This is a genomic window from Winogradskya humida, from assembly GCF_016862215.1.
Taxonomy (GTDB): domain Bacteria; phylum Actinomycetota; class Actinomycetes; order Mycobacteriales; family Micromonosporaceae; genus Actinoplanes; species Actinoplanes humidus.
Genome location: NZ_BOMN01000031.1, coordinates 76,439 through 95,469, shown reverse-complemented (window position 1 = coordinate 95,469; position 19,031 = coordinate 76,439). Strand labels below are relative to the sequence as shown.

14 protein-coding genes are annotated in these 19,031 nt (G+C 68.5%); 8 read left to right on the top strand and 6 right to left on the bottom strand.

Annotation, left to right across the window (positions count from 1 at the left end):
- Positions 1 to 125 precede the first annotated feature (125 nt).
- Both Ahu01nite_RS13660 and Ahu01nite_RS13655 read left to right on the top strand, forming a co-directional pair.
- Positions 126 to 482 (top strand): STAS domain-containing protein, encoded by a 357-nt coding sequence (locus Ahu01nite_RS13660; protein ID WP_203836864.1) that lies wholly within the window; start codon positions 126 to 128, stop codon positions 480 to 482.
- A gap of 336 nt (positions 483 to 818) precedes the next feature.
- Positions 819 to 1,619 carry an HAD family hydrolase gene (locus Ahu01nite_RS13655; RefSeq protein WP_203836863.1) on the top strand — a complete coding sequence of 267 codons (801 nt, stop codon included), beginning with the start codon at positions 819 to 821 and terminating at the stop codon, positions 1,617 to 1,619.
- Positions 1,620 to 1,931: 312 nt separating this feature from the next.
- Here the strand turns inward: Ahu01nite_RS13655 and Ahu01nite_RS13650 are convergent, their stop codons facing one another.
- Positions 1,932 to 2,408 (bottom strand): PH domain-containing protein, encoded by a 477-nt coding sequence (locus Ahu01nite_RS13650; protein ID WP_203836862.1) that lies wholly within the window; start codon positions 2,406 to 2,408, stop codon positions 1,932 to 1,934.
- Positions 2,409 to 2,465: 57 nt separating this feature from the next.
- Positions 2,466 to 3,209 (bottom strand): Fic family protein, encoded by a 744-nt coding sequence (locus Ahu01nite_RS13645; RefSeq protein ID WP_203836861.1) that lies wholly within the window; start codon positions 3,207 to 3,209, stop codon positions 2,466 to 2,468.
- A gap of 190 nt (positions 3,210 to 3,399) precedes the next feature.
- Here Ahu01nite_RS13645 and acs point away from each other — a divergent pair, with 190 nt between their 5' ends.
- The 5 genes from acs (at position 3,400) to Ahu01nite_RS13620 (ending at position 12,042) form a co-directional block, all read left to right on the top strand.
- Entirely contained in the window at positions 3,400 to 5,385 is a 1,986-nt protein-coding gene (acs, locus tag Ahu01nite_RS13640) for an acetate--CoA ligase (RefSeq protein WP_203836860.1), read from the top strand.
- Between the two features lie 187 nt (positions 5,386 to 5,572).
- Entirely contained in the window at positions 5,573 to 7,939 is a 2,367-nt protein-coding gene (locus Ahu01nite_RS13635) for an immune inhibitor A domain-containing protein (RefSeq protein WP_203836911.1), read from the top strand.
- A 211-nt stretch (positions 7,940 to 8,150) separates the two neighbouring features.
- Complete coding sequence (locus Ahu01nite_RS13630; protein ID WP_438874777.1) at positions 8,151 to 10,514, top strand: immune inhibitor A domain-containing protein; 2,364 nt, start codon at positions 8,151 to 8,153, stop codon at positions 10,512 to 10,514.
- A 105-nt stretch (positions 10,515 to 10,619) separates the two neighbouring features.
- On the top strand, positions 10,620 to 11,078 hold the full coding sequence (locus Ahu01nite_RS13625) for a hypothetical protein (RefSeq protein ID WP_203836858.1): 459 nt from the start codon (positions 10,620 to 10,622) through the stop codon (positions 11,076 to 11,078).
- 43 nt (positions 11,079 to 11,121) lie between these two features.
- Complete coding sequence (locus Ahu01nite_RS13620) at positions 11,122 to 12,042, top strand: alpha/beta fold hydrolase (protein WP_203836857.1); 921 nt, start codon at positions 11,122 to 11,124, stop codon at positions 12,040 to 12,042.
- Here Ahu01nite_RS13620 and Ahu01nite_RS13615 read toward each other — a convergent pair.
- From Ahu01nite_RS13615 to Ahu01nite_RS13600, 4 genes are all read right to left on the bottom strand, one after another.
- Positions 12,039 to 12,401, bottom strand: coding sequence for a UCP033725 family protein (locus tag Ahu01nite_RS13615; protein WP_203836856.1), 363 nt, complete (start codon positions 12,399 to 12,401; stop codon positions 12,039 to 12,041). The genes Ahu01nite_RS13620 and Ahu01nite_RS13615 overlap by 4 nt on opposite strands.
- Positions 12,394 to 15,384, bottom strand: a complete 2,991-nt coding sequence (locus Ahu01nite_RS13610) for an SseB family protein (protein WP_203836855.1) — start codon at positions 15,382 to 15,384, stop codon at positions 12,394 to 12,396. The genes Ahu01nite_RS13615 and Ahu01nite_RS13610 overlap by 8 nt, the downstream gene beginning before the upstream one ends.
- A 489-nt stretch (positions 15,385 to 15,873) precedes the next feature.
- Positions 15,874 to 16,167, bottom strand: a complete 294-nt coding sequence (locus tag Ahu01nite_RS13605; RefSeq protein ID WP_203836854.1) for a WXG100 family type VII secretion target — start codon at positions 16,165 to 16,167, stop codon at positions 15,874 to 15,876.
- A 17-nt stretch (positions 16,168 to 16,184) separates the two neighbouring features.
- Entirely contained in the window at positions 16,185 to 16,508 is a 324-nt protein-coding gene (locus tag Ahu01nite_RS13600; RefSeq protein WP_203836853.1) for a WXG100 family type VII secretion target, read from the bottom strand.
- Positions 16,509 to 16,850: 342 nt separating this feature from the next.
- On the opposite strand from Ahu01nite_RS13600, the gene eccE reads away from it, so the two are divergent.
- On the top strand, positions 16,851 to 18,701 hold the full coding sequence (eccE, locus tag Ahu01nite_RS13595; protein WP_203836852.1) for a type VII secretion protein EccE: 1,851 nt from the start codon (positions 16,851 to 16,853) through the stop codon (positions 18,699 to 18,701).
- The last annotated feature ends 330 nt before the right edge of the window (positions 18,702 to 19,031 follow it).

Below are 19,031 nucleotides of genomic sequence, written 5' to 3'. Positions count from 1 at the left end.
AGCCTGTGGATAACTCGGTCCGGGGACATTGATCTGCTAAAGGAATACCTACAAAAAGGACACCCTGAGAGTGAAATCGGTGTCGATTGGGTATGTTGTCGGCCGACCCGATCAAGGGAGTTGGCATGGAGTTCCCGATCCGCAGCGCGCACGGTGACGACGGCACCGCGGTCGTGAGCGTGCTGGGCGAGATCGACTTCTCCAACTCCGACGAGGTCGCCCAGGGCATCCGGGACGCGGTCTCGCAGGATTCCCCGGAGCAGATCCGGATCGATCTGAGCGACGCGACGTTCATCGACTCGACCGGGCTCGGCGCACTGATCGAGGGCTACCGCGCCGCCACCGAGGCAGGATGCCGGTTCGTGGTGACAAATCCGAGCGACAACTTCCGGCGGGTGCTCGCCGTTACCGGGCTGACCGAACTGTTCGGGATGGCCGACGACGCCCAAGCCGTGAATCTCAACCGGGCGACGGGCTCCTGACACCCCAGAAACCCTGAACAGGGAACGACCCCCGTCGGGGGTGACGGGGGCCGTCCTGGGATTCGGCTCAGGGGGGGTCGAGCCGAATCGGACCCGGTGATCGCGGGGGGCGCAACCACCGAGAATCCATACCACCGTGAATGCACGAAAACACGGGGTCGGGAACACGGGGTCGGGTTATGGGTAAAGCAGCGGCAGCCGGGTGCAACGTGAATCCCAGTCGCAACACAAGCATGCCTCAGTACCGCGCAACCGTCGAGTACCCACCGTCACCAGAAATGGCACCACCGCCACCGCGGCAGTATTCCGGGACGGGTACGGCTACACTTTCGGGCCGTGGGCCAGAGCGCCGCATTCTTCGACCTCGACAAGACCGTCATCGCCAAGTCCAGTGCGCTGGCCTTCGGACGGCCGCTCTATCGTGATGGGCTGATCAGCCGGCGTGACGTCGTCAAGTCCGCCTACGCCCAGCTCATGTTCCGCCTGGGCGGCACCGACGAGCAGACCATGGCACGCACGCGCGACTACCTCGCCACCCTCTGCAAGGGCTGGAAGGTCGAGCAGGTCCAGCAGATCGTCGGCGAGGCCCTGCAAGAGCTGATCAACCCTTATGTGTACGCCGAAGCCGCCGCCCTCATCGCCGAGCACCAGGGCGCCGGGCGCGATGTCGTGCTGGTTTCAGCATCCGGTGACGAGATGGTGCGCCCGATCGGCGCGCTGCTCGGAGTCACGGACATCATCGCGACGCGGATGGGCATCGTGGACGGCCGCTACAGCGGTGAGATCGAGTTCTACGCCGCCGGGCCGAGCAAGGTCATCGGCGTGCAGGAGCTCGCGGACGAGCGCGGCTACGACCTTGCGGAGTGTTACGCCTACTCCGACTCGAGCAGCGATCTTCCTCTGCTGGAGGCGGTCGGGCACCCGAGCGCCGTGAACCCGGATCGCGCACTGCGCCGGGTCGCGCTGGAGAACCAGTGGCCGGTGCTGGAGTTCCGGCACCCCATCCCGCTGGGCCGCCGGCTGAGGGAACGCCCCGCCGTCCCGGTCGCGGCCGCAGCGCTGGGGGTCGGCGTGGGAGTCGCGATCGGCTTCGCGATCTACGGCCGCCACCGCCGCACCAAGGCCGCCCTGAGCTGACATCAAGCGTCTGACTAATTACTTTAAGTGGCATTTGCCCTGGTGATCAAGGCGACAGAGGCGTAGAAAGAAACCGCGGACCCGTTCATCGGATTCCGTGCACGGCCACCGGGAACCCACGCGCGATCAGCCACGGCAGGCACGTTGCGGCGGGACCCACCGGGAAACCGGCGGGACTGCCGACAACAGAACCCCAGGTGCACGCCTGATAGCCCGGTAGGACGCGCAAGCGACGCCGCCTCACCCGTGAGGCGGCGTCCTTTATGCCCCCCATCAGCCCGCCCGATCAGCCGACCCGATCAGCTCGCCCGATCAGCCCCGCGCCGACTGCAGGTGCCGGTTGCGCAGCTCGTGGTAGACGTCGCGGAAGGCCTGCGGCCGGCGATGGAAGTCCACACCCTGGGCCCACAACTCGGTGTTGACCGTCGGCCCGTCCCGCCGCTCGATCAGCACGGTCATGCCGCCCTGGATCTCCCACCGGCCCACCTTGTTGGTGTGCTTGTGGAGCCGCACGTGGGCGATCTCCTCCCACCGCAGCGTGCGCGACCGCAGCAACCCCCGGATCCGTAGACCTGCGGGCCGCACGTAGACGCCCATCTCCAGGATCCGCCAGCCGGCGAGCACCCACACCGCGGCGATGACCATCGCGAGGATGTGCACACCCGCGCCGGTCAGGTCGAAGAGGCCGATGCTCGCCCAGCCGAGGAGGCCGAAGGCCACAGCTTCCCAGCCGATGACCAGCCAGCGGCCGGGGCCGGGAGAGTATGGCCGGACCCAATCGTCGTCCATCAACCGAGTATGGCAACCGCCAACGGCCGCAAATCGGGTAATTCGAACTTCGACGCATCACCCGCCCGAAGGTGCCAACACCTCATCGCCGATCCGGGGGATCTCATCCGCACCCTCGATCACCGCGGCTGCGTAGTGCCGCAGCCACGATCGGACACCGTCCGGCGTGCCGGTCGCGTACGCCCCGGCCGATCCCACATATTCGGGCTCGCGGGTGAGATGGCCCTCCTCGACCCCGACCAGACCGCGGGCGTCGAAGCCGCGGGAGACCAGGGTGAGCCGCGCGGCCGCCCGCGCGACGACACCCGCGGGCCCGGCGAAGGGGCGCAAGGTGATCAACTCGGCGTGCACGATCGCGGCGAGCAGCAGCGGGGGCGTCCGCTCATTGCCGGCGACCAGCCCGGCGAGGGCGTCGATCCGGTCGGCGCCGGAGGCCAGCCGGCCGAGGTCGGCCTCGGCCACCGAGCCGCGGGCCGCCAGCATGTGGAGCCGGGCGAGCACCTGGCGGGGCGCTCGGGGCCAGAGGTCGGTCAGGCCGCCGAGGGACTCGGAGACGCGCAGAGCGCCCTGCACGATCGGGTCGGTGACCGTGCCACCGCGGACGTCGGCGAGGTCGTAGCGATGGTCTTCCAGGGCCGCACTGGCCACGGCGGCGCGCAGGCCGACCTCGGCGGCGACCTGGCCACCGTTGCGGCGCAGCGCCCGGTGCCGCAGCGCGGCATCGACGCGCTCGCGGGCCTCGGTGAAAGCGTCCTCGACCCCGGTCAGGGCGAGCAGCGGAGCCAGCGGATCGTTCGTCACCGGCATACCGTAACCGGAAAACCCTACGAAACACTTGCTGCGCATTAGGGCTCAGAAGTGGCAAGATTCGCGCAGCATCGATCATGATCTGCCCGGTCGGCGCGCACTCTCCGCCACTCAGCGCGCGGGACGAGCACGGGCCGCCCGAGCGCAACTAGTGTGCACACAACAGAGCAGAGGAGCCGCCCTCATGAGCGAGACGCTGGAGAACCTGTATTCGGAGACGCGGCAGTTCCCGCCGCCCGCCGACCTCGCCGCCAATGCCAACGTCAAGGCCGAGGCCTACGACGAAGCCGACGAGAACCGCCAGTGGTTCTGGGAGCAACAGGCGAAACGACTCAGCTGGGCCAAGCCGTGGGAACAGGTCCTCGACTGGTCCAACCCGCCCTTCGCCAAGTGGTTCGTCGGCGGCGAGCTGAACATCGCGTACAACTGCGTGGACCGTCATGTCGAGGCCGGGCACGGCGACAAGGTCGCGATCCACTGGGAGGGCGAGCCCGGGGACACCCGCTCGATCACCTACGCCGACCTGCTCAAGAGCGTCAGCCAGGCCGCCAACACGCTCACCGAGCTGGGCATCACGGCCGGCGACCGGGTCGCCATCTACCTGCCGATGATCCCCGAGGCCGCGGTGGCGATGCTGGCCTGCGCGCGGATCGGCGCGACCCACAGCGTCGTGTTCGGCGGGTTCTCGGTGGACGCCCTCTCCACCCGCATCCAGGACGCGGACGCGAAGCTCGTGATCACTGCGGACGGCGGATACCGGCGAGGCAAGCCGTCCGCGCTCAAGCCGACGGTCGACGACGCTGTCGCGCAGTGTCCGAGCATCGAGCACGTGCTCGTCGTACGCCGCACCGGTGAAGATGTCGCGTGGGGCGAGAAGGACCTCTGGTGGCACGAGACGGTCGAACAGGCCGGAGACAAGCACGAGCCGCAGGCGTTCGACTCCGAGCACCCGCTGTTCATCCTCTACACCTCGGGCACGACGGGTAAACCGAAGGGCATCCTGCACACCACGGGCGGATACCTGACGCAGACGTCGTACACGCATAACGCCGTCTTTGATCTGAAGCCCGAAAGCGACGTCTACTGGTGCACCGCCGACATCGGCTGGGTCACCGGGCACTCGTACATCGTCTACGGGCCGCTCTCCAACGGCGCCACCCAGGTCATGTACGAGGGGACGCCGGACACCCCGAACCGCGGCCGGTTCTGGGAGATCGTCGACAAGTACAAGGTCACCATCCTCTACACCGCGCCCACGCTCATCCGCACGATGATGAAGTGGGGCGACGACATCCCGGCGAAGTACGACCTGTCGTCACTGCGTGTGCTCGGCAGCGTCGGCGAGCCGATCAACCCCGAAGCCTGGATGTGGTACAGGGCGAACGTCGGCCACGACAACTGCCCCATTGTGGACACCTGGTGGCAGACCGAGACCGGCTCGGTCATGATCTCTCCGCTGCCCGGCGTCACCAGCACCAAGCCCGGCTCCGCGATGACCGCACTCCCCGGCATCTCCGCGGACGTGGTCGACGACGAGGCCCGCTCGGTGCCGAACGGCGGCGGCGGGTTCCTGGTACTGCGCGAGCCGTGGCCGTCGATGCTGCGCACGATCTGGGGTGACGACCAGCGCTTCATCGACACGTACTGGTCGCGCTTCGGCAAGGGCGCCGGCGTCGGTGAGGACTGGATCTACTTCGCCGGGGACGGCGCGAAAAAGGACGACGACGGCGCGCTCTGGCTGCTCGGCCGGGTCGACGACGTCATGCTGATCTCCGGGCACAACATCTCGACCACCGAGGTCGAGTCGGCCCTGGTCTCGCACCCGTCCGTGGCCGAGGCCGCGGTCGTCGGCGCCACCGACCCGACAACCGGTCAGGCCATCGTGGCGTTCACGATCCCCCGGGGCAACGTCGACACCAGCGGCGAGGCCGGCGAGAAGCTGATCCAGGAGCTGCGCCTGCACGTCGCCAAGAAGCTGGGCCCGATCGCCAAGCCCCGGCAGATCATGCTCGTCGCCGAGCTGCCCAAGACCCGGTCCGGAAAAATTATGCGTCGACTGCTGAAGGACGTCGCGGAGAACAGGTCGCTGGGCGATGTCACGACGTTGCAGGACTCCACGGTCATGGATCTGATCTCGTCAGGTATGACTTCGACCAAGTCCGAGGACTGACCGCACACGCATCGACGGCAGTGGGTAACAATCCACTGCCGTCGATGTTATGACCAAACTGGACCTTGCCAGGCATCGCTATATCTGCATACGTTCTCTCCAGCCCCGGATCCGGGGCCTGCTAGGCCGCCGCCGAACCACGGTGTGCGGTCCTGTCAACGGAGGTAACGTAGTGCGCAAGGTAGTCGTGGGACTGCTGGGCGCCGCAATGGTGACCAGCGTCGGGATCTCGCTCCCGACCGTCGCCAGCGCTGCTCCACCTGCCGACCCGGCACCGGCCAGTCAGGCCGGCACCGCCACCGTCGACGACATCCCCAACCCGTTCAACGACAAGACCCGGGCGCTGCGCCAGCAGGCCATCACCGATGTGCTCACCGGCCGCGCCAAGCCGATCGAGCGCAACGGCAGCACCGTGGTCAAGGTCGGCAAGAACCAGGGCGTGTCCGCACTCAACAAGACGGCGACCACGAACGACGACGGCGTCGACCAGTACGTCGAGCTCGAGCGTGAGAACACCGACCGGATCTTCGTGATCCTCGCGGAGTTCGGCAACGACCGGCACCCCAGCTACCCCGACGTGGACAGCGACCCGGCGACCGCCGGGCCCGCGACGTTCGAGGGTCCGCTGCACAACTCGATCCCGGAGCCCGACCGCGGCGTGGACAACTCCACGATCTGGCGGTCCGACTACAGCTCCGACTACTTCCGCAACCTCTACTTCGGCGACGGTGCGGGCACCGAGTCGCTGAAGACCTATATGCAGACGCAGTCGTCCGGCCGCTACAGCGTCGACGGCGAGGTCACCGACTGGGTCAAGGTCAAGTACAACGAGGCCCGGTACGGTCGCGACCTCTGCGGCAGCCACGTCTGCAGCAACGTCCAGCAGCTCGTCCGTGACGCCGCCAACCAGTGGGTCATCGACCAGCGGGCCGCCGGGCGTACCGAGGATCAGATCGTCGCGGACCTGCAGTCGTTCGACCAGCACGACCGGTACGACTACGACAACGACGGCGACTTCAACGAGCCCGACGGCTACATCGACCACTTCCAGATCGTGCACGCCGGTGGCGACCAGGCCGACGGTGACCCGCAGCAGGGTGAGGACGCCATCTGGAGCCACCGCTCGTACGTGAGCTCGGGCGACGCCGGTTCCACCGGCCCGTCGGGCAACCTGCGCGGCGGCACCCAGGTCGGCGACACCGGCCTCTGGATCGGTGACTACACGATGCAGCCGGAGAACGGTGGCCTCGCCGTCTTCGCCCACGAGTACACGCACGACCTCACGCTGCCGGACGACTACGACACCACCGGCCGCGGCGACAACGCCAACGAGTACTGGACGCTCATGGCGCAGAACCGCCTCAGCGCCACGGGCGACCAGGGCATCGGCACCCGCCCCGGCGACATGGGCGCGTGGAACAAGCTGCAGCTCGGCTGGCTCGACTACGAGGTCCTGGTCAAGGGTCAGCAGAAGACCCTCGAGCTCGGCCCGGAGGAGTACAACACCGCCAAGGCGCAGGCCGCGGTCGTGGTGCTGCCCGACAAGCAGGTCGTCACGCCGCTGGGCGCGCCGTACGCCGGAACCAAGCAGTACTTCTCCGGCAACCAGGACGACCTCGAGACCGCGCTGACCAAGGACGTCGACCTCACCGGTAAGACCACCGGCTCGGTCACGCTCAAGGGCCGCTACGCCATCGAGGTCGACTACGACTACCTCTACTTCGAGGCGTCGACGGACAACGGCAGCACCTGGACCCGGCTCAACGGCACGGTCAACGGCGCCGCCTTCCCGACCGACGGCAGTGGCAACCCGGCGCTGACCGGCAGCACTGGCGGCGCCTGGGCGGACATCGCTGTGCCGCTCAACGCGTACGCGGGCCAGAAGGTCAAGTTCCGCCTGCACTACCTGACCGACGGCGGCGTCTCCGAGGGCGGGTTCTTCGGCGACAACCTGACGGTCACCACCGACGGCACCGTGGTGTCGACGGACGGCGCCGAGACCACCCCGACCTGGACCCCCGCGGGCTTCAGCGTCGTCGGTTCCTCGACCACCGCGGCGTACGACAACTTCTACATCGTCGGCAACCGCTCGTACGTCGGCTACGACCAGTACCTCAAGACGGGCCCGTACTTCTTCGGCTACCCGGCGAAGCCCGACTTCGTGGATCACTTCTCGTACCAGCAGGGCGTGCTGATCTCGTACTGGGACACCTCGGTCTCGGACAACAACGTCAGCACCCACCCCGGCACCGGCCGCAACCTGTACGTCGACGCGCACCCGGAGCCGGTCTACAACCTGGAGGGTGTGCCGTGGCGCGCCCGGGTGCAGATCTACGACGCACCGTTCGGGTTGAAGAAGGCCGATTCGTTCACGCTGCACATCAACGGCAAGGCCAGCTACATTCGTGGCCAGGCCGCGCAGCCGACGTTCGATGACACGCAGAAGTACTTCTACGACGAGACCCCGGCCGCAGGCGTCAAGCTGCCCGCCGCCGGCGTCAAGATCCAGGTCACCGCACAGTCCGGCACCTCGGCGACGGTGAAGTTCAGCTAAAGCACCATCATGGAGGCGGCGCTGGGAAAACTTTCCCGGCGCCGCCTTTCACGTGTGTAAAGATCTTGATTAATTTCACTACATCACTTCCACGTATCTAATTTTTTGCATACGTTCACCTGGGTCCCGAACCCGGGACCTCTGCATGCCGAGCCGCTGCACCCCAGCGATTCGGGCACGTCGACGGAGGTACGTAGTGCGCAAAGTAGTCGTGGGACTACTCAGCGCCGCCATGGTCACCAGTGTCGGGATCGCTCTCCCGACCGTGGCTCAGGCGGCGCCTCCGGTGGAGCCCGTCCCGGCGGCCGCGAAGGCCCCCAAGAAGGACGATCTCCCCAACCCCCTTGAGGACAAGCGCCGCGAACTGCGCCAGACCGCCATTCAGGGTGTCCTGAAGGGCAAGATCAAAACGCAGAAGCGGAACGGCAGCATCGTTGCGAAGGTCGGCAAGACCCAGGGCGGCGGCCTCGCCGACCGCACGGTCGCGGCCACCGGCCAGGACCAGTACGTCGAGCTCGACAACGAGCGCACCGACAAGATCTTCGTGATCCTGGCGGAGTTCGGCAACCAGCGGCACCCGAACTACCCGGACGTCGACAGCGACCCGGCCACGCCGGGCCCGACCACGTTCGAGGGTCCGCTGCACAACGCGATCCCGTCGCCCGACCGGGCCCAGGACAACACCACGGTCTGGCAGGCGGACTACAACAAGGAGCACTACGAGTCGCTGTACTTCGGCGACGGCTCCGACGCCGAGTCGCTCAAGACGTACTACGAGACCCAGTCCTCGGGTCGCTACAGCGTCGAGGGCGAGGTGTCCGACTGGGTGAAGGTGCCCTACAACGAGGCCCGCTACGGCCGCGACTGCGACATCAACGGTCTCTGCACCGACACCAACGCCTGGGCGCTCATCAAGGACGCCGTGGCGCAGTGGGTCGCGACCCGTAAGGCCGCCGGCAAGACCGACGCCGAGATCGCCACTGAGATCAAGCAGTTCGACCAGTGGGACCGTAACGACTACGACGGCGACGGCGACTTCAACGAGCCCGACGGTTACATCGACCACTTCCAGATCGTCCACGCCGGCGGCGACCAGTCCGACGGCGACCCGCAGCAGGGTGAGGACGCCATCTGGGCGCACCGCTGGAACGCCTACCTGAACACCGTCGGCAGCGACGGCCCCTCGTACAACAAGTACGGCGGCACCCAGGTCGGCAACACCGGCGTCTGGATCTCCGACTACACCATGCAGCCGGAGAACGGCGGCCTCTCGGTCTTCGCCCACGAGTACGGGCACGACCTCGGCCTGCCGGACGACTACGACACCAGCGGCGGCACGAACAACAACAGCGAGTTCTGGACCCTGATGGCGCAGAGCCGTCTCTCCGGGGCCGGCGAGCCGCTCGGCACGCGCCCGGGCGACATCGGCGCCTGGAACAAGCTGCAGCTCGGCTGGCTGGACTACGAGGTCGTGGTCAAGGGCCAGCAGAAGACCCTCGAGCTCGGCCCGCAGGAGTACAACACGGACAAGGCACAGGGCGCCGTGGTCGTTCTGCCGGACAAGCAGCTCACCACACAGCTCGGTGCGCCGTACGCCGGTACGAAGCAGTACTTCTCCGGCAACGACGACGGCCTCAACACCACGCTGACCAAGGCGGTCGACCTGACCGGCAAGACCAGCGCGGCGCTCGACCTCAAGGGCCGCTACAGCATCGAAGAGGGTTATGACTACCTCTACTTCGAGGCCTCCGAGGACGGCACCAACTGGACCGCCCTCGACGGCACTGTGGACGGTCAGCCGCTCGGCAACGACGGCGGAGAGCCGGGTCGTCCCGCGGTCTCCGGCACGAGCAACGGCGCGTGGCAGAGCTTCCACATCCCGCTCGACGCGTACGCCGGCAAGAAGATCTCGCTCCGTCTGCACTACCTGACCGACGGTGGCGTCTCCGAGGGTGGTTTCTTCGGTGACGACCTGGCGATCACGGCGAACGGTGCCGTTGTCTCCACCGACGGTGCCGAGACCACCCCGACCTGGACCGCCAAGGGCTTCAGCGTCGTCGGTGCCTCGACCAGCGCGGCGTACGACAACTTCTACATCGTGGGCAACCGCAGCTACGTCGCCTATGACAAGTACCTCAAGACGGGCCCGTACAACTTCGGTTACCCGGCCCGGCCGGACTACGCGGAGCACTTCGCGTACCAGCAGGGCGTGCTCATCTCGTACTGGGACACCTCGGTGGCGGACAACAACGTCAACGTCCACCCGGGCTCCGGCCGTAACCTGATCATCGACGCGCACCCCGAGCCGATCTACAACCTCGAGGGCGTGCCGTGGCGGTCGCGGATCCAGCTGTACGACGCTCCGTTCAGCACCACCAAGGCGGACTCGTTCACGCTGCACGTCAACGGCAAGGCCAGCTACATCCGTGGCCAGGCCGCGGCGACGACGTTCGACGACACCAAGAAGTACTTCTACGACGAGACCCCGTGGGCGGGCGTCAAGCTTCCCGCCGCCGGTGTCAAGATCCAGGTCACCGCGCAGTCCGGAACCTCGGCGACGGTCAAGTTCTCCTGACCTCCAGCGTTGGCTGAGCTGCCCGGGGACCTCACGGTCCCCGGGCAGTTCCGTTTTTCAGGACCATGCGGGAACCTGCCAGGCCGATTGGTGGTCCCACTTCCCATGACCCCTATCGGTACGCGCACAGCGGCCGCACTGGCAGCGATAACCCTCTCGGGCTGCGCCGCAACTACCTCTCCCTCGGCCAGCCCCACGTCTTCCGCCCCCGCCGGGACCGCCGCCCCCACAGCCGCCGTTCCCGCCGAGACCCCCTCGGGGCCCTTCAACTCGGTCCCCACCGGTCCGCCCCCGGGGCTCACCAAGCCCGTCAAGCCCCCGAAAACCCCCACGGACGTCGTCCAGAGCCCCGGCTGGACCGAGGGCTACATCATGCGCGGCGGCACCGGCCCGTGTTACGGCCTGCTCGACATGGACGGTTTTCCCTATGCGATGTACTCCGACACGGGCACGGCGCTGCAGAAAGGCGATCACGTCCGGGTCCGGGTCGTGCCCGCCACGCTGCGTATCTACTGCGGTGAAGGCACTCCGGTACGCATGGAGGCCGTCGAACACGTCTCGTAACCGTAATGTCCGAACCCTGTGTGTTGCCCGTACGCTGGACTTCATGAGTTCGCAGGTGGACGAGGCAGCCGTGCTGACCGAGGGACCCTGGACCCACCGTTTCGTCGGGGCCAACGGCAGCCGGTTCCACGTCGTCGAGGCGGGCACCGGGCCGCTCGTGTTGCTGCTGCACGGTTTCCCCGAGTTCTGGTGGGCCTGGCACGAGGTGCTGCCCCGGATCGCCGACGCGGGATTCCGGGCCGTCGCGATCGACCTGCGCGGTTACGGTGCCAGCGACAAGCCCCCGCGCGGCTACGACGGCTACACCATGGCCGCCGACGTCACCGGCCTGATCCGCGCGCTCGGCGAGCGCTCGGCGATGATCGTGGGCGCCGGCGCGGGCGGCATGATCGGCTGGGCCGCCGCCGCGTTCCACCCCAAGATGGTCAGCCGGCTGGTGGTGCTCGGCGCCGCCCACCCGCTGCGCTTGCGTGCGGCACTGTTCGCCGACCCCCGCGGCCAGCTCGCCGCGACGTCCTCGATCCTCAAGTTCCAGGTCCCCCGCTACGAGCACGTCCTGACCAAGGGCGACGCCGCGATGGTCGGCGAGCTGATCGAGCACTGGAGCGGTCCGGAATGGACCGAGACCCCCGAGTTCGCCGAGTACGCCGCCCGGTGCCGGGAAGCCATCCAGATCCCGCAGGCGGCGTTCTGCGCGCTCGAGGCGTACCGATGGGTGTTCCGCTCGGCACTGCGGCTGCAGGGCTACCGCTTCGTCAAACTGATGCAGGCACCCCTGGTCACCCCGACCCTGCAGATGCACGGCGCCCTGGACACCGCGGTCCTGCCCCGCACGGCCCAGGGCTCGGGCCGGTACGTCATCGCACCCTACGAGTGGCGACTGATCGAAAACGCGGGCCATTTCCTGCACCAGGAGGCCCCCGACCTCGTCACCGGCGAGATCCTGCGCTGGATCAAGAGTTAGATGCGGTGCTCGTAGAGCTCGGTGACCTCGCCGGCCGGTGCCCAGCCCTGGTAGACGCCGAAGTCGAATTCCTCGAGGCCCAGCGCCTGCGCGACCGGTGAGCGACCGCCGGTGTATTCCACCCGCAGCCACGCGTCGGCCTCGGCCAGCACGATGAACGGCTGCCCCCGCCACGTGCAGGTGGTCCGCACGTAGGTGAGGTCGGAGAATTCCCCCTGCCGCAGCACGCGCACGAAACGTCCCGGGCGGGACTCCTCGAAACCGGCGCCGGGCTCGGGCGCGTAGATGCGCACGTTCTCCCCGTCGGGCGAGGCGTCGTATTCGCGCCCCTGCCACGTCACGACATAGCCGTCACGCATCCTGCTCACCCACCCTGCGCCACGCCGGTGCGTCACTGTCGAACATCGCGATGATCCGCTCGTTGCCATCCGCGTCGATGCGCCACAGCTGCGCCCCGTGCGGCAGCCGGACGCTGTCCACCTTGAACTCGGCGATCACGGCGCTGCCCTCACCGGGAGCGAACCCGTTGCCCCGGAACGGCGGGCGTTCGATGACCCAGCCGTCCATGGCACGCAGCGCCTGCTCGTTCTGCCCGCCGTACGGAATCCGGTAGAGGCTCGGGCGGTGTGCCGGCCACCGGAGCAGGAAGGCTTCCTTGGCGTCGGCCTGGAACGGTGAGCCCTCGTAGGCCAGCCCCAGCGCGGCGAAGAGCTCGACCGGGTTGTTCAGGTGCTCCACCTCGGCCACCCGGTGCACGAACCCGGCGATCCGGTCGTAGCCCCGGTCCAGATAGAAGTCCACCTGATCCTGCGGCACGGCCTTCTGCATCATCGTCGGCTGAACGTCGGCCTCGGTGTCCTGCTGCTGCACGCTGTCATCGGCCGGGGTCTCGTCGTAGTCCCCGCCCAGCCCGGCCTCGGCAGCCCAGCTCGCGAGCGCGATGACCTGCGGACCCGGATACTTCGCACCGATCACGGAACCGGGGTTGACGGCGAACGCCCACGCCGGGTCGGGCCAGTTGTGGATCAGCTCGACGAACCGCACGCCGGCCGTACGGATCGGCTCGTCGAAGTGGTCACCCAGCCGGTCCTCGCTGCTGAAGACGACCAGGAACCGCTCGCCCTCGACATCCTCGGTCCGGTAGACGAACCCGGCCTCACCCGGAGCGCTGCCGGGACGCGAGTTGTCCGCTACCGGCACCAGAACGGTGGCGAGCAGCAGGGTCGAGAGGAAGGAATCCGTGCTGTGCTCGAGCGAGGCCTGGTAGAGGTCGCGCTCGACGTCGTTGGCCGGCACGAACTCGGTCGCGTAGGGGTGCGGGGCCATCGCGGCGCTGCTGAGCGCGGCCGCACCCATGCCACCCTGGTCCATCTGGCTGCTCACGGGCGGAATGCCCGGCCGGGAAGCCGGCGCGGGAACGCCCGCCCCGGGGATCACCGGCGGCGCGACGCTGCCGGCGAGCCCGGCCTGCGCTCCAAAACCAGCCTGCGCTCCGAGACCCTGTTGCGCGCCGAAACCGCCCTGGGCTCCGACACCGCCCTGGGATCCGAGACCGGGCTGGCCGCTGAACGCGGTCGGCTGTGCGGGGCGCGGGGCGGATGTCTGCATGGTCGGGCCCGGCAGGATGAGCTTGGACGTGACGGCGGGGTCGGCGGAGGTCGGGGGCACCTCGGTGGCGTTGCCGGGGGTGGCACCTGCCGCGCCCATCGCGGTGAGCGCCTGCGCGGCGGCCGCCATGGAGGATGGCTGGTCGGCGGAGGTCGGAGCCTGCCTGCGGGGCAGCCCGTTCGCGGTCGTCTGCGGTGCCTCGGCACCCGCCTCACCCGGGACCGGCGTGGGGAGGTGGCCGGGAACGGGCGGCGTCTGCGCCATGGGCGTACGCGTCGGAAGTGGCCCGTCCAGAGGCTGGAGCGGCGGCAGATCGCGTGATCCACTCGCCGGGACCGACGGGGTCTCCGCCGGCCGGTTGCCGCGGCTACCGAGGGCGTCGAGCGCGCTCGGGCCGCTCGCCGGGGCTGTGGTGCCGGACCTGCTGGCCAACGCGTCCAGCGCACTGCCGCTGGGCAACGCCGAGCTGGTGAAGCCGCTGGGGCTCGTCGGGATCGCGCTCACGCTGCTCGCGGCAGGCTGCGCGAAGCTCGGCGGCGTCGGCGGTGCCTGGAAGCTCGGCGGCGCCAGCGGTGCCTGGAAGCTCGGCGGCACCGGCGGTGCCTGGGGAGCCGGCTCGGGCGGGCTCATCGGGGCGCTCTGGCCGCCGCCACCCGTCTTGAACCCGCTGAACGACGTGGTCGGGCCGCCCCCACCCATGCCGGGCGGGGTCGACGGGACGCGCGAGGGCAGACCGCTGGGCAGGACAGCTCCGGGCGTACGTAAAGGGAGTCCGCCTGGACCCACCGAGGAGCCGGAACCCTCTGCAGCGGTCTTTTCGGTTGTGCCGAGGCTGGGCGGTGGGCTGAATCGGTCTGCCGCCGAGCCGCCGGTGGCTGGAGCGCCCGTGGACGGGGCACGGAGCGTTGAGAGGCTGGTGGTCGGGGCATTCGTCGCCGAAGCGCCGTAGCCACCATCCGGTGCTACGCCCCCGCCGAAGCTCGTGGGCGCGGCGGGCGGTGTGGCTGTGTCGGGGCCGTAGCCGGAAGGGCCCGCGTAGTTGGCCGGTGCGGCGCTCGTGGGCGCGTAGTCGTACCCAGCGGCCTGCGCTGCTTGCGCCCCCGCTTGTGCGGCGCGGTAACCGGAACCCAGATCCTGGGATGGCGTGCTCGCAGCCGTCGCGCCTGCCATCGCACCCACGCCCAGGTCAGCGGGCATGCCGCCGACGGTCGCGCCCGAAACGGGACCACCGGATGCCGGGTTTGCGTAGCCCTGCGCTGCGGCGGCGCTGGCCGCCATGGCCGCTGCCTGCAGATCCGGGATGCGGCTGGGCGCGTTGCTGCCGTCGCGGCCGGGGCCACGGGTCGGCATGCGCAGATCGCCGCGGCTCAGCTGGGCGACGAACCACGCGGGGAGGTAACCCTCGATCGGCAGACCGGGATTGACCGCCATCCACCACTCGTAGTTCGGCCAGGTTTCGGCGAGCTCCTGATAAGCGACCCGTCGCGCCGAGCCGGTGTAGTCGGCCAGACAGGACTGGAGCGCGGACGGAGATGTGAATGCCAGCACGTGCGTACGCCCGCCGGTGCTCCATGTTCCCCAGCCCAGCGGCTCAAGGCCGGCCAGGGCATCCGCGGAAACAGGCAGCAGCAGGTCGACGCCGGCGAGAATGCGGAAGTACGACTCCTGGTCGTCGGTGCGCAGGGCATTGCGCATGGCGACTTCGGCATCAGTACCCGGTTCCCACTCGGTCACGTCCACCTCTCCCTTCGCGGCGAACGGGCCACCTCAACGCGTACAACCTACAAGGTCAGGCCCCGATCACAATGGGCGGCAGCACGCCTACACCAAACCGAACCCGTATCGGTCCGAATAGTTGCTCAGCGGCACTGGCTGATGACTTTTAGTAGCCGCATTTCGGATCAGCGCCGCCAAAGCCGACGGCGGGCTCGGGAAACCGCACTACGGGTGGTCGTTGACCATCGCGGGTCTCCCGACTGCTGCAATACCTTAATTGCCACATTTCGGATATCACCCGGGTTGCCGACGCTCATGCCTCAGCCATCACCTGCGAATTCAGGCGCAAGGTCGCGTTCCCCACCAACAGACTGCCCTCTTCACCTTCGCCGGTTGCCCTTTACTCCCCGACTCACCCCACCCACAACAGTGCGGCCCAAACAGAGCGGCCGGGACACCCGTGGGGTGGCCCGGCCGCTCCGTGCTGTGAATGCTGATCCTGACAGGTCAGGAGAAGCGCTTCGTCGCGTTGTTCTCGGTCGTGGTGTAGTCCTGTGCGGCCTGGTCCACCGCGACCTTGACGTTGTGCAGGATGTTCTTCAGGTCAGTGGACGCCGACGTCCACTTCTTCTGACGCTCGGCATACGCCTGCTGAGCGGCACCGTCCCAGGTCGCCACGAGCGGGCGGGCGGAGGCGTCGAGATCAGCGAGCTTCTGCTCCATCTCGCTGACGGCCTTCTGGATGTCGGCGCCGGCCTGGGCCAGCGTGCCGAAATTAACCTTGAGCAGACCATCGGTCATAGCGTGATCCCCCGCCTTCAGTTCTCGAGCGGCAGGTAACCGCCGCCGCCGGCCTTGGTCATCGAGTCAGCGGCCGACTCGTCCGTGGTGTCGTAGCTGACACCCGACTCCTTGATGGCCACCGCAGTTTCGGCCAGAGCCTTGTTGAGCTGGCTCAGGTCCTGCTGGTACTGAGCCCGAACGTTCTCGAACGCCCTGGCACCCCGGCCCGCCCATGCCGTCTGGAGCACCGAGAGCTCCGACATGAGCCGGTTGAGCATGCTCGTCAGGTCCTGGTTGACCTGGTCGAACTTCGCGGCGGTCTGCGCCATCACCGCGGATTCAGCCTGCGTTGACGCCACCCGGACGTCACCCCGCTTTCTCTTCTAGTCTGTCGCGCCGTGTCCTGAATGGACGAGCCGTGTTGCGTTTTTCCGGCTATCGGTGCATTGACGTTCCATCAGGTTAACCCGTACCGCGCAACCGTGGGGGGCGCCCCTGACCTGGCCTTTGTCCGGCTACATCGCCGACAGTAGCGCCCTACACACGTACGCGGTAAGTCAGCGGTTCAACCTGTGGATATCTATGTCCGGTCCGGGCGGTTATCCACAGGGCCGCCCCCCGCTGAACGCCACGACCTCCTACGATGAGCGTCGCAGGAAAAATCCCGGACATTTGAAGGGCGGCGCAGGGTGACGGCTCAGATGGCGAGTGGCCGCAGCTTCCCGGAGCTCAGCGGCGCCGGCCAGCAGCTGCCGAAACTACGCACCAATCGCGTCCGACATGGACGAATTTTCGGCATTCGTATCGGTCAGCTCGTCAGCACCCAGGTTGCCGCAGCGGTCCTGCTCATCGGCGCGATCAACGGGCCCATCGCCCTGGCCGCCGCGGCATTTGTCGCAATCATTATGCTTTCTGTCACCTGGCTGCGTCTGCGCCGCCGATGGGCATTCGAGTGGATCGGCACGGCCATGCGCTTCTCCGGCCGCCGGCACGCCGCGACGGTCAACACCTCGCCCACCGCGCTGCTCGAGTTCGTGTCCCCGGGATCACGGATCGAGCAGACCGAGCTGGCCGGTGACCCCGCCGCCATCATCGTCGACGCGCTCGGCCTCACCGCGGTCCTGGAGCTGGGCGACCCGACCGGCATGCTCGCCGAGGAAGTCAGCGCGGTCCCGTCCCCGGCGAGCCTGCTTCCACCGGCCGGCACCGAGCACCCCCCGTGCCGCATCCAGCTCCTCCTGACCGGCGCGCCTGCGCCGTCACTGCGCGCCGGCGGTGGCACCCCCGCAAACTCCTACCGCCAGCTCACCGAGGGACGGCTGCTCGGTTACAGCCGGGCCTTCCTCGCGGTCCGGGTGCTGCAGGCCGAGGGCTGGTCCGAGGAAGACCTGCGCCGCGCCCTGTCCGGCCTGGTCCGCAAACTGCTGCGCCGCCTCTCCCCGACACCGGCCCGCCCGCTCGGCGAGACGGCCGCGCTCAGGGTCATCGCCGAGCTCGCCCACGACGACGGTGTCGGTCAGGCCCAGGAAAGCTGGCCGGGTCTGCGCGTGGGCACCATGACCCAGGCGACGTTCCGGCTGTCACGCTGGCCCGACATGCGCATCGAGACCTCCCGCCGGCTCGTGGCCCGGATGCTCGGCCTTCCCGCCGCGGCGACCACGGTCTCGCTGGGCGCCGGCCCCCGCTCCTTCAACGGCGCCGACACCGCGATCGACCTGACGATCCGCCTCGCCGCCCCCGACTCGGCCAGCCTCTCCGTGGCGTCCCAGGCGCTGCGCAAGCTCCTCGCCAACGAGCGGGCCACCGCCCGCCGCCTCGACGGTGAACACCTCGACGGCCTGACGACAACACTCCCCCTGGGCATGCCCACCACGGCCGCCCTCCCCGGCCGCGCCGCCTCGGCGACCATCGAGGAAAGCCAGCTCGAAGGCCTGGACCTCCCCGTCGGCAACGCCGGCCTGATGCTCGGCCAGAACAGGCACAAGGACCCGGTCATCGCCCGCCTGTTCCGCCCGGAGCAGACCCGCGCCCTGCTGGTCGGTGGCGTCCGCTGTGCCCAGCTCATGGCCCTGCGAGCCATGGCCGTCGGCGCCCGCGTCGTGGTCCAGACCGCCCGCCCCCAAGCCTGGGAGCCCTTCGTCCGAGGCGCCGCGGTCCCCGGCGAGGCCATCGCCGTGATCCCCCCGGGCCGAGCCGTCGACATCCCACCCGGCTCCGCCCTGAACCCCCTCCTCGTCCTGGTCGACATCGGCCCCGTCGGCGCCGACAACCGCCCCGGCGCAGGCTGGCAGGCAACAATGGTCATCCGCGACGACTTCAGCCCCGCCGACGCCGACGTCGCCTCCCGAGCCGACCTCCTCCTGGTCCAACCCCTCCGCCCCCAAGAAGCCCAACTGGTCGGCGCCGCCCTCGGCCTGGGCGAAACCGCAGACTGGCTAACCAAAATCCGCCCCGACATGCTCGGCGTCATCAACCGCCGCGCCGTCCGCTGGGCCGTCCTCTCCCAAACCCCCATCGAATCCCAACTGATCGGCCCCCCGGTCCGAGGCTGACCCCCAGCCGACCGGTTCTTGCCCGTTCGGCGCGGGCAGTCATGAACAAGGCTGCGGGGTTTGGGGCGCTCTGAGGCCGCCCTCTCCTGCCACACCTCACCGCGGCGCTTGCGGCCGCAGACTGAGACTGCGGTTGCAGACGGCGGCTGAGACTGCGGCCACGGCTCCGGGTTGCGGCTGCCTGCCACTGGTGACTGCTGCCTACTGCCTGCCTGGTGACTGCTGGCTGCTGGCTGCTGGCTGCCTACCTGCTGACTGCTGCTGACTGCTGTGAGCTGCCGGCTGCTGCGGGCTGCCTACCTGCTGACTGCGTGCCTGCCTGCCTGCCTG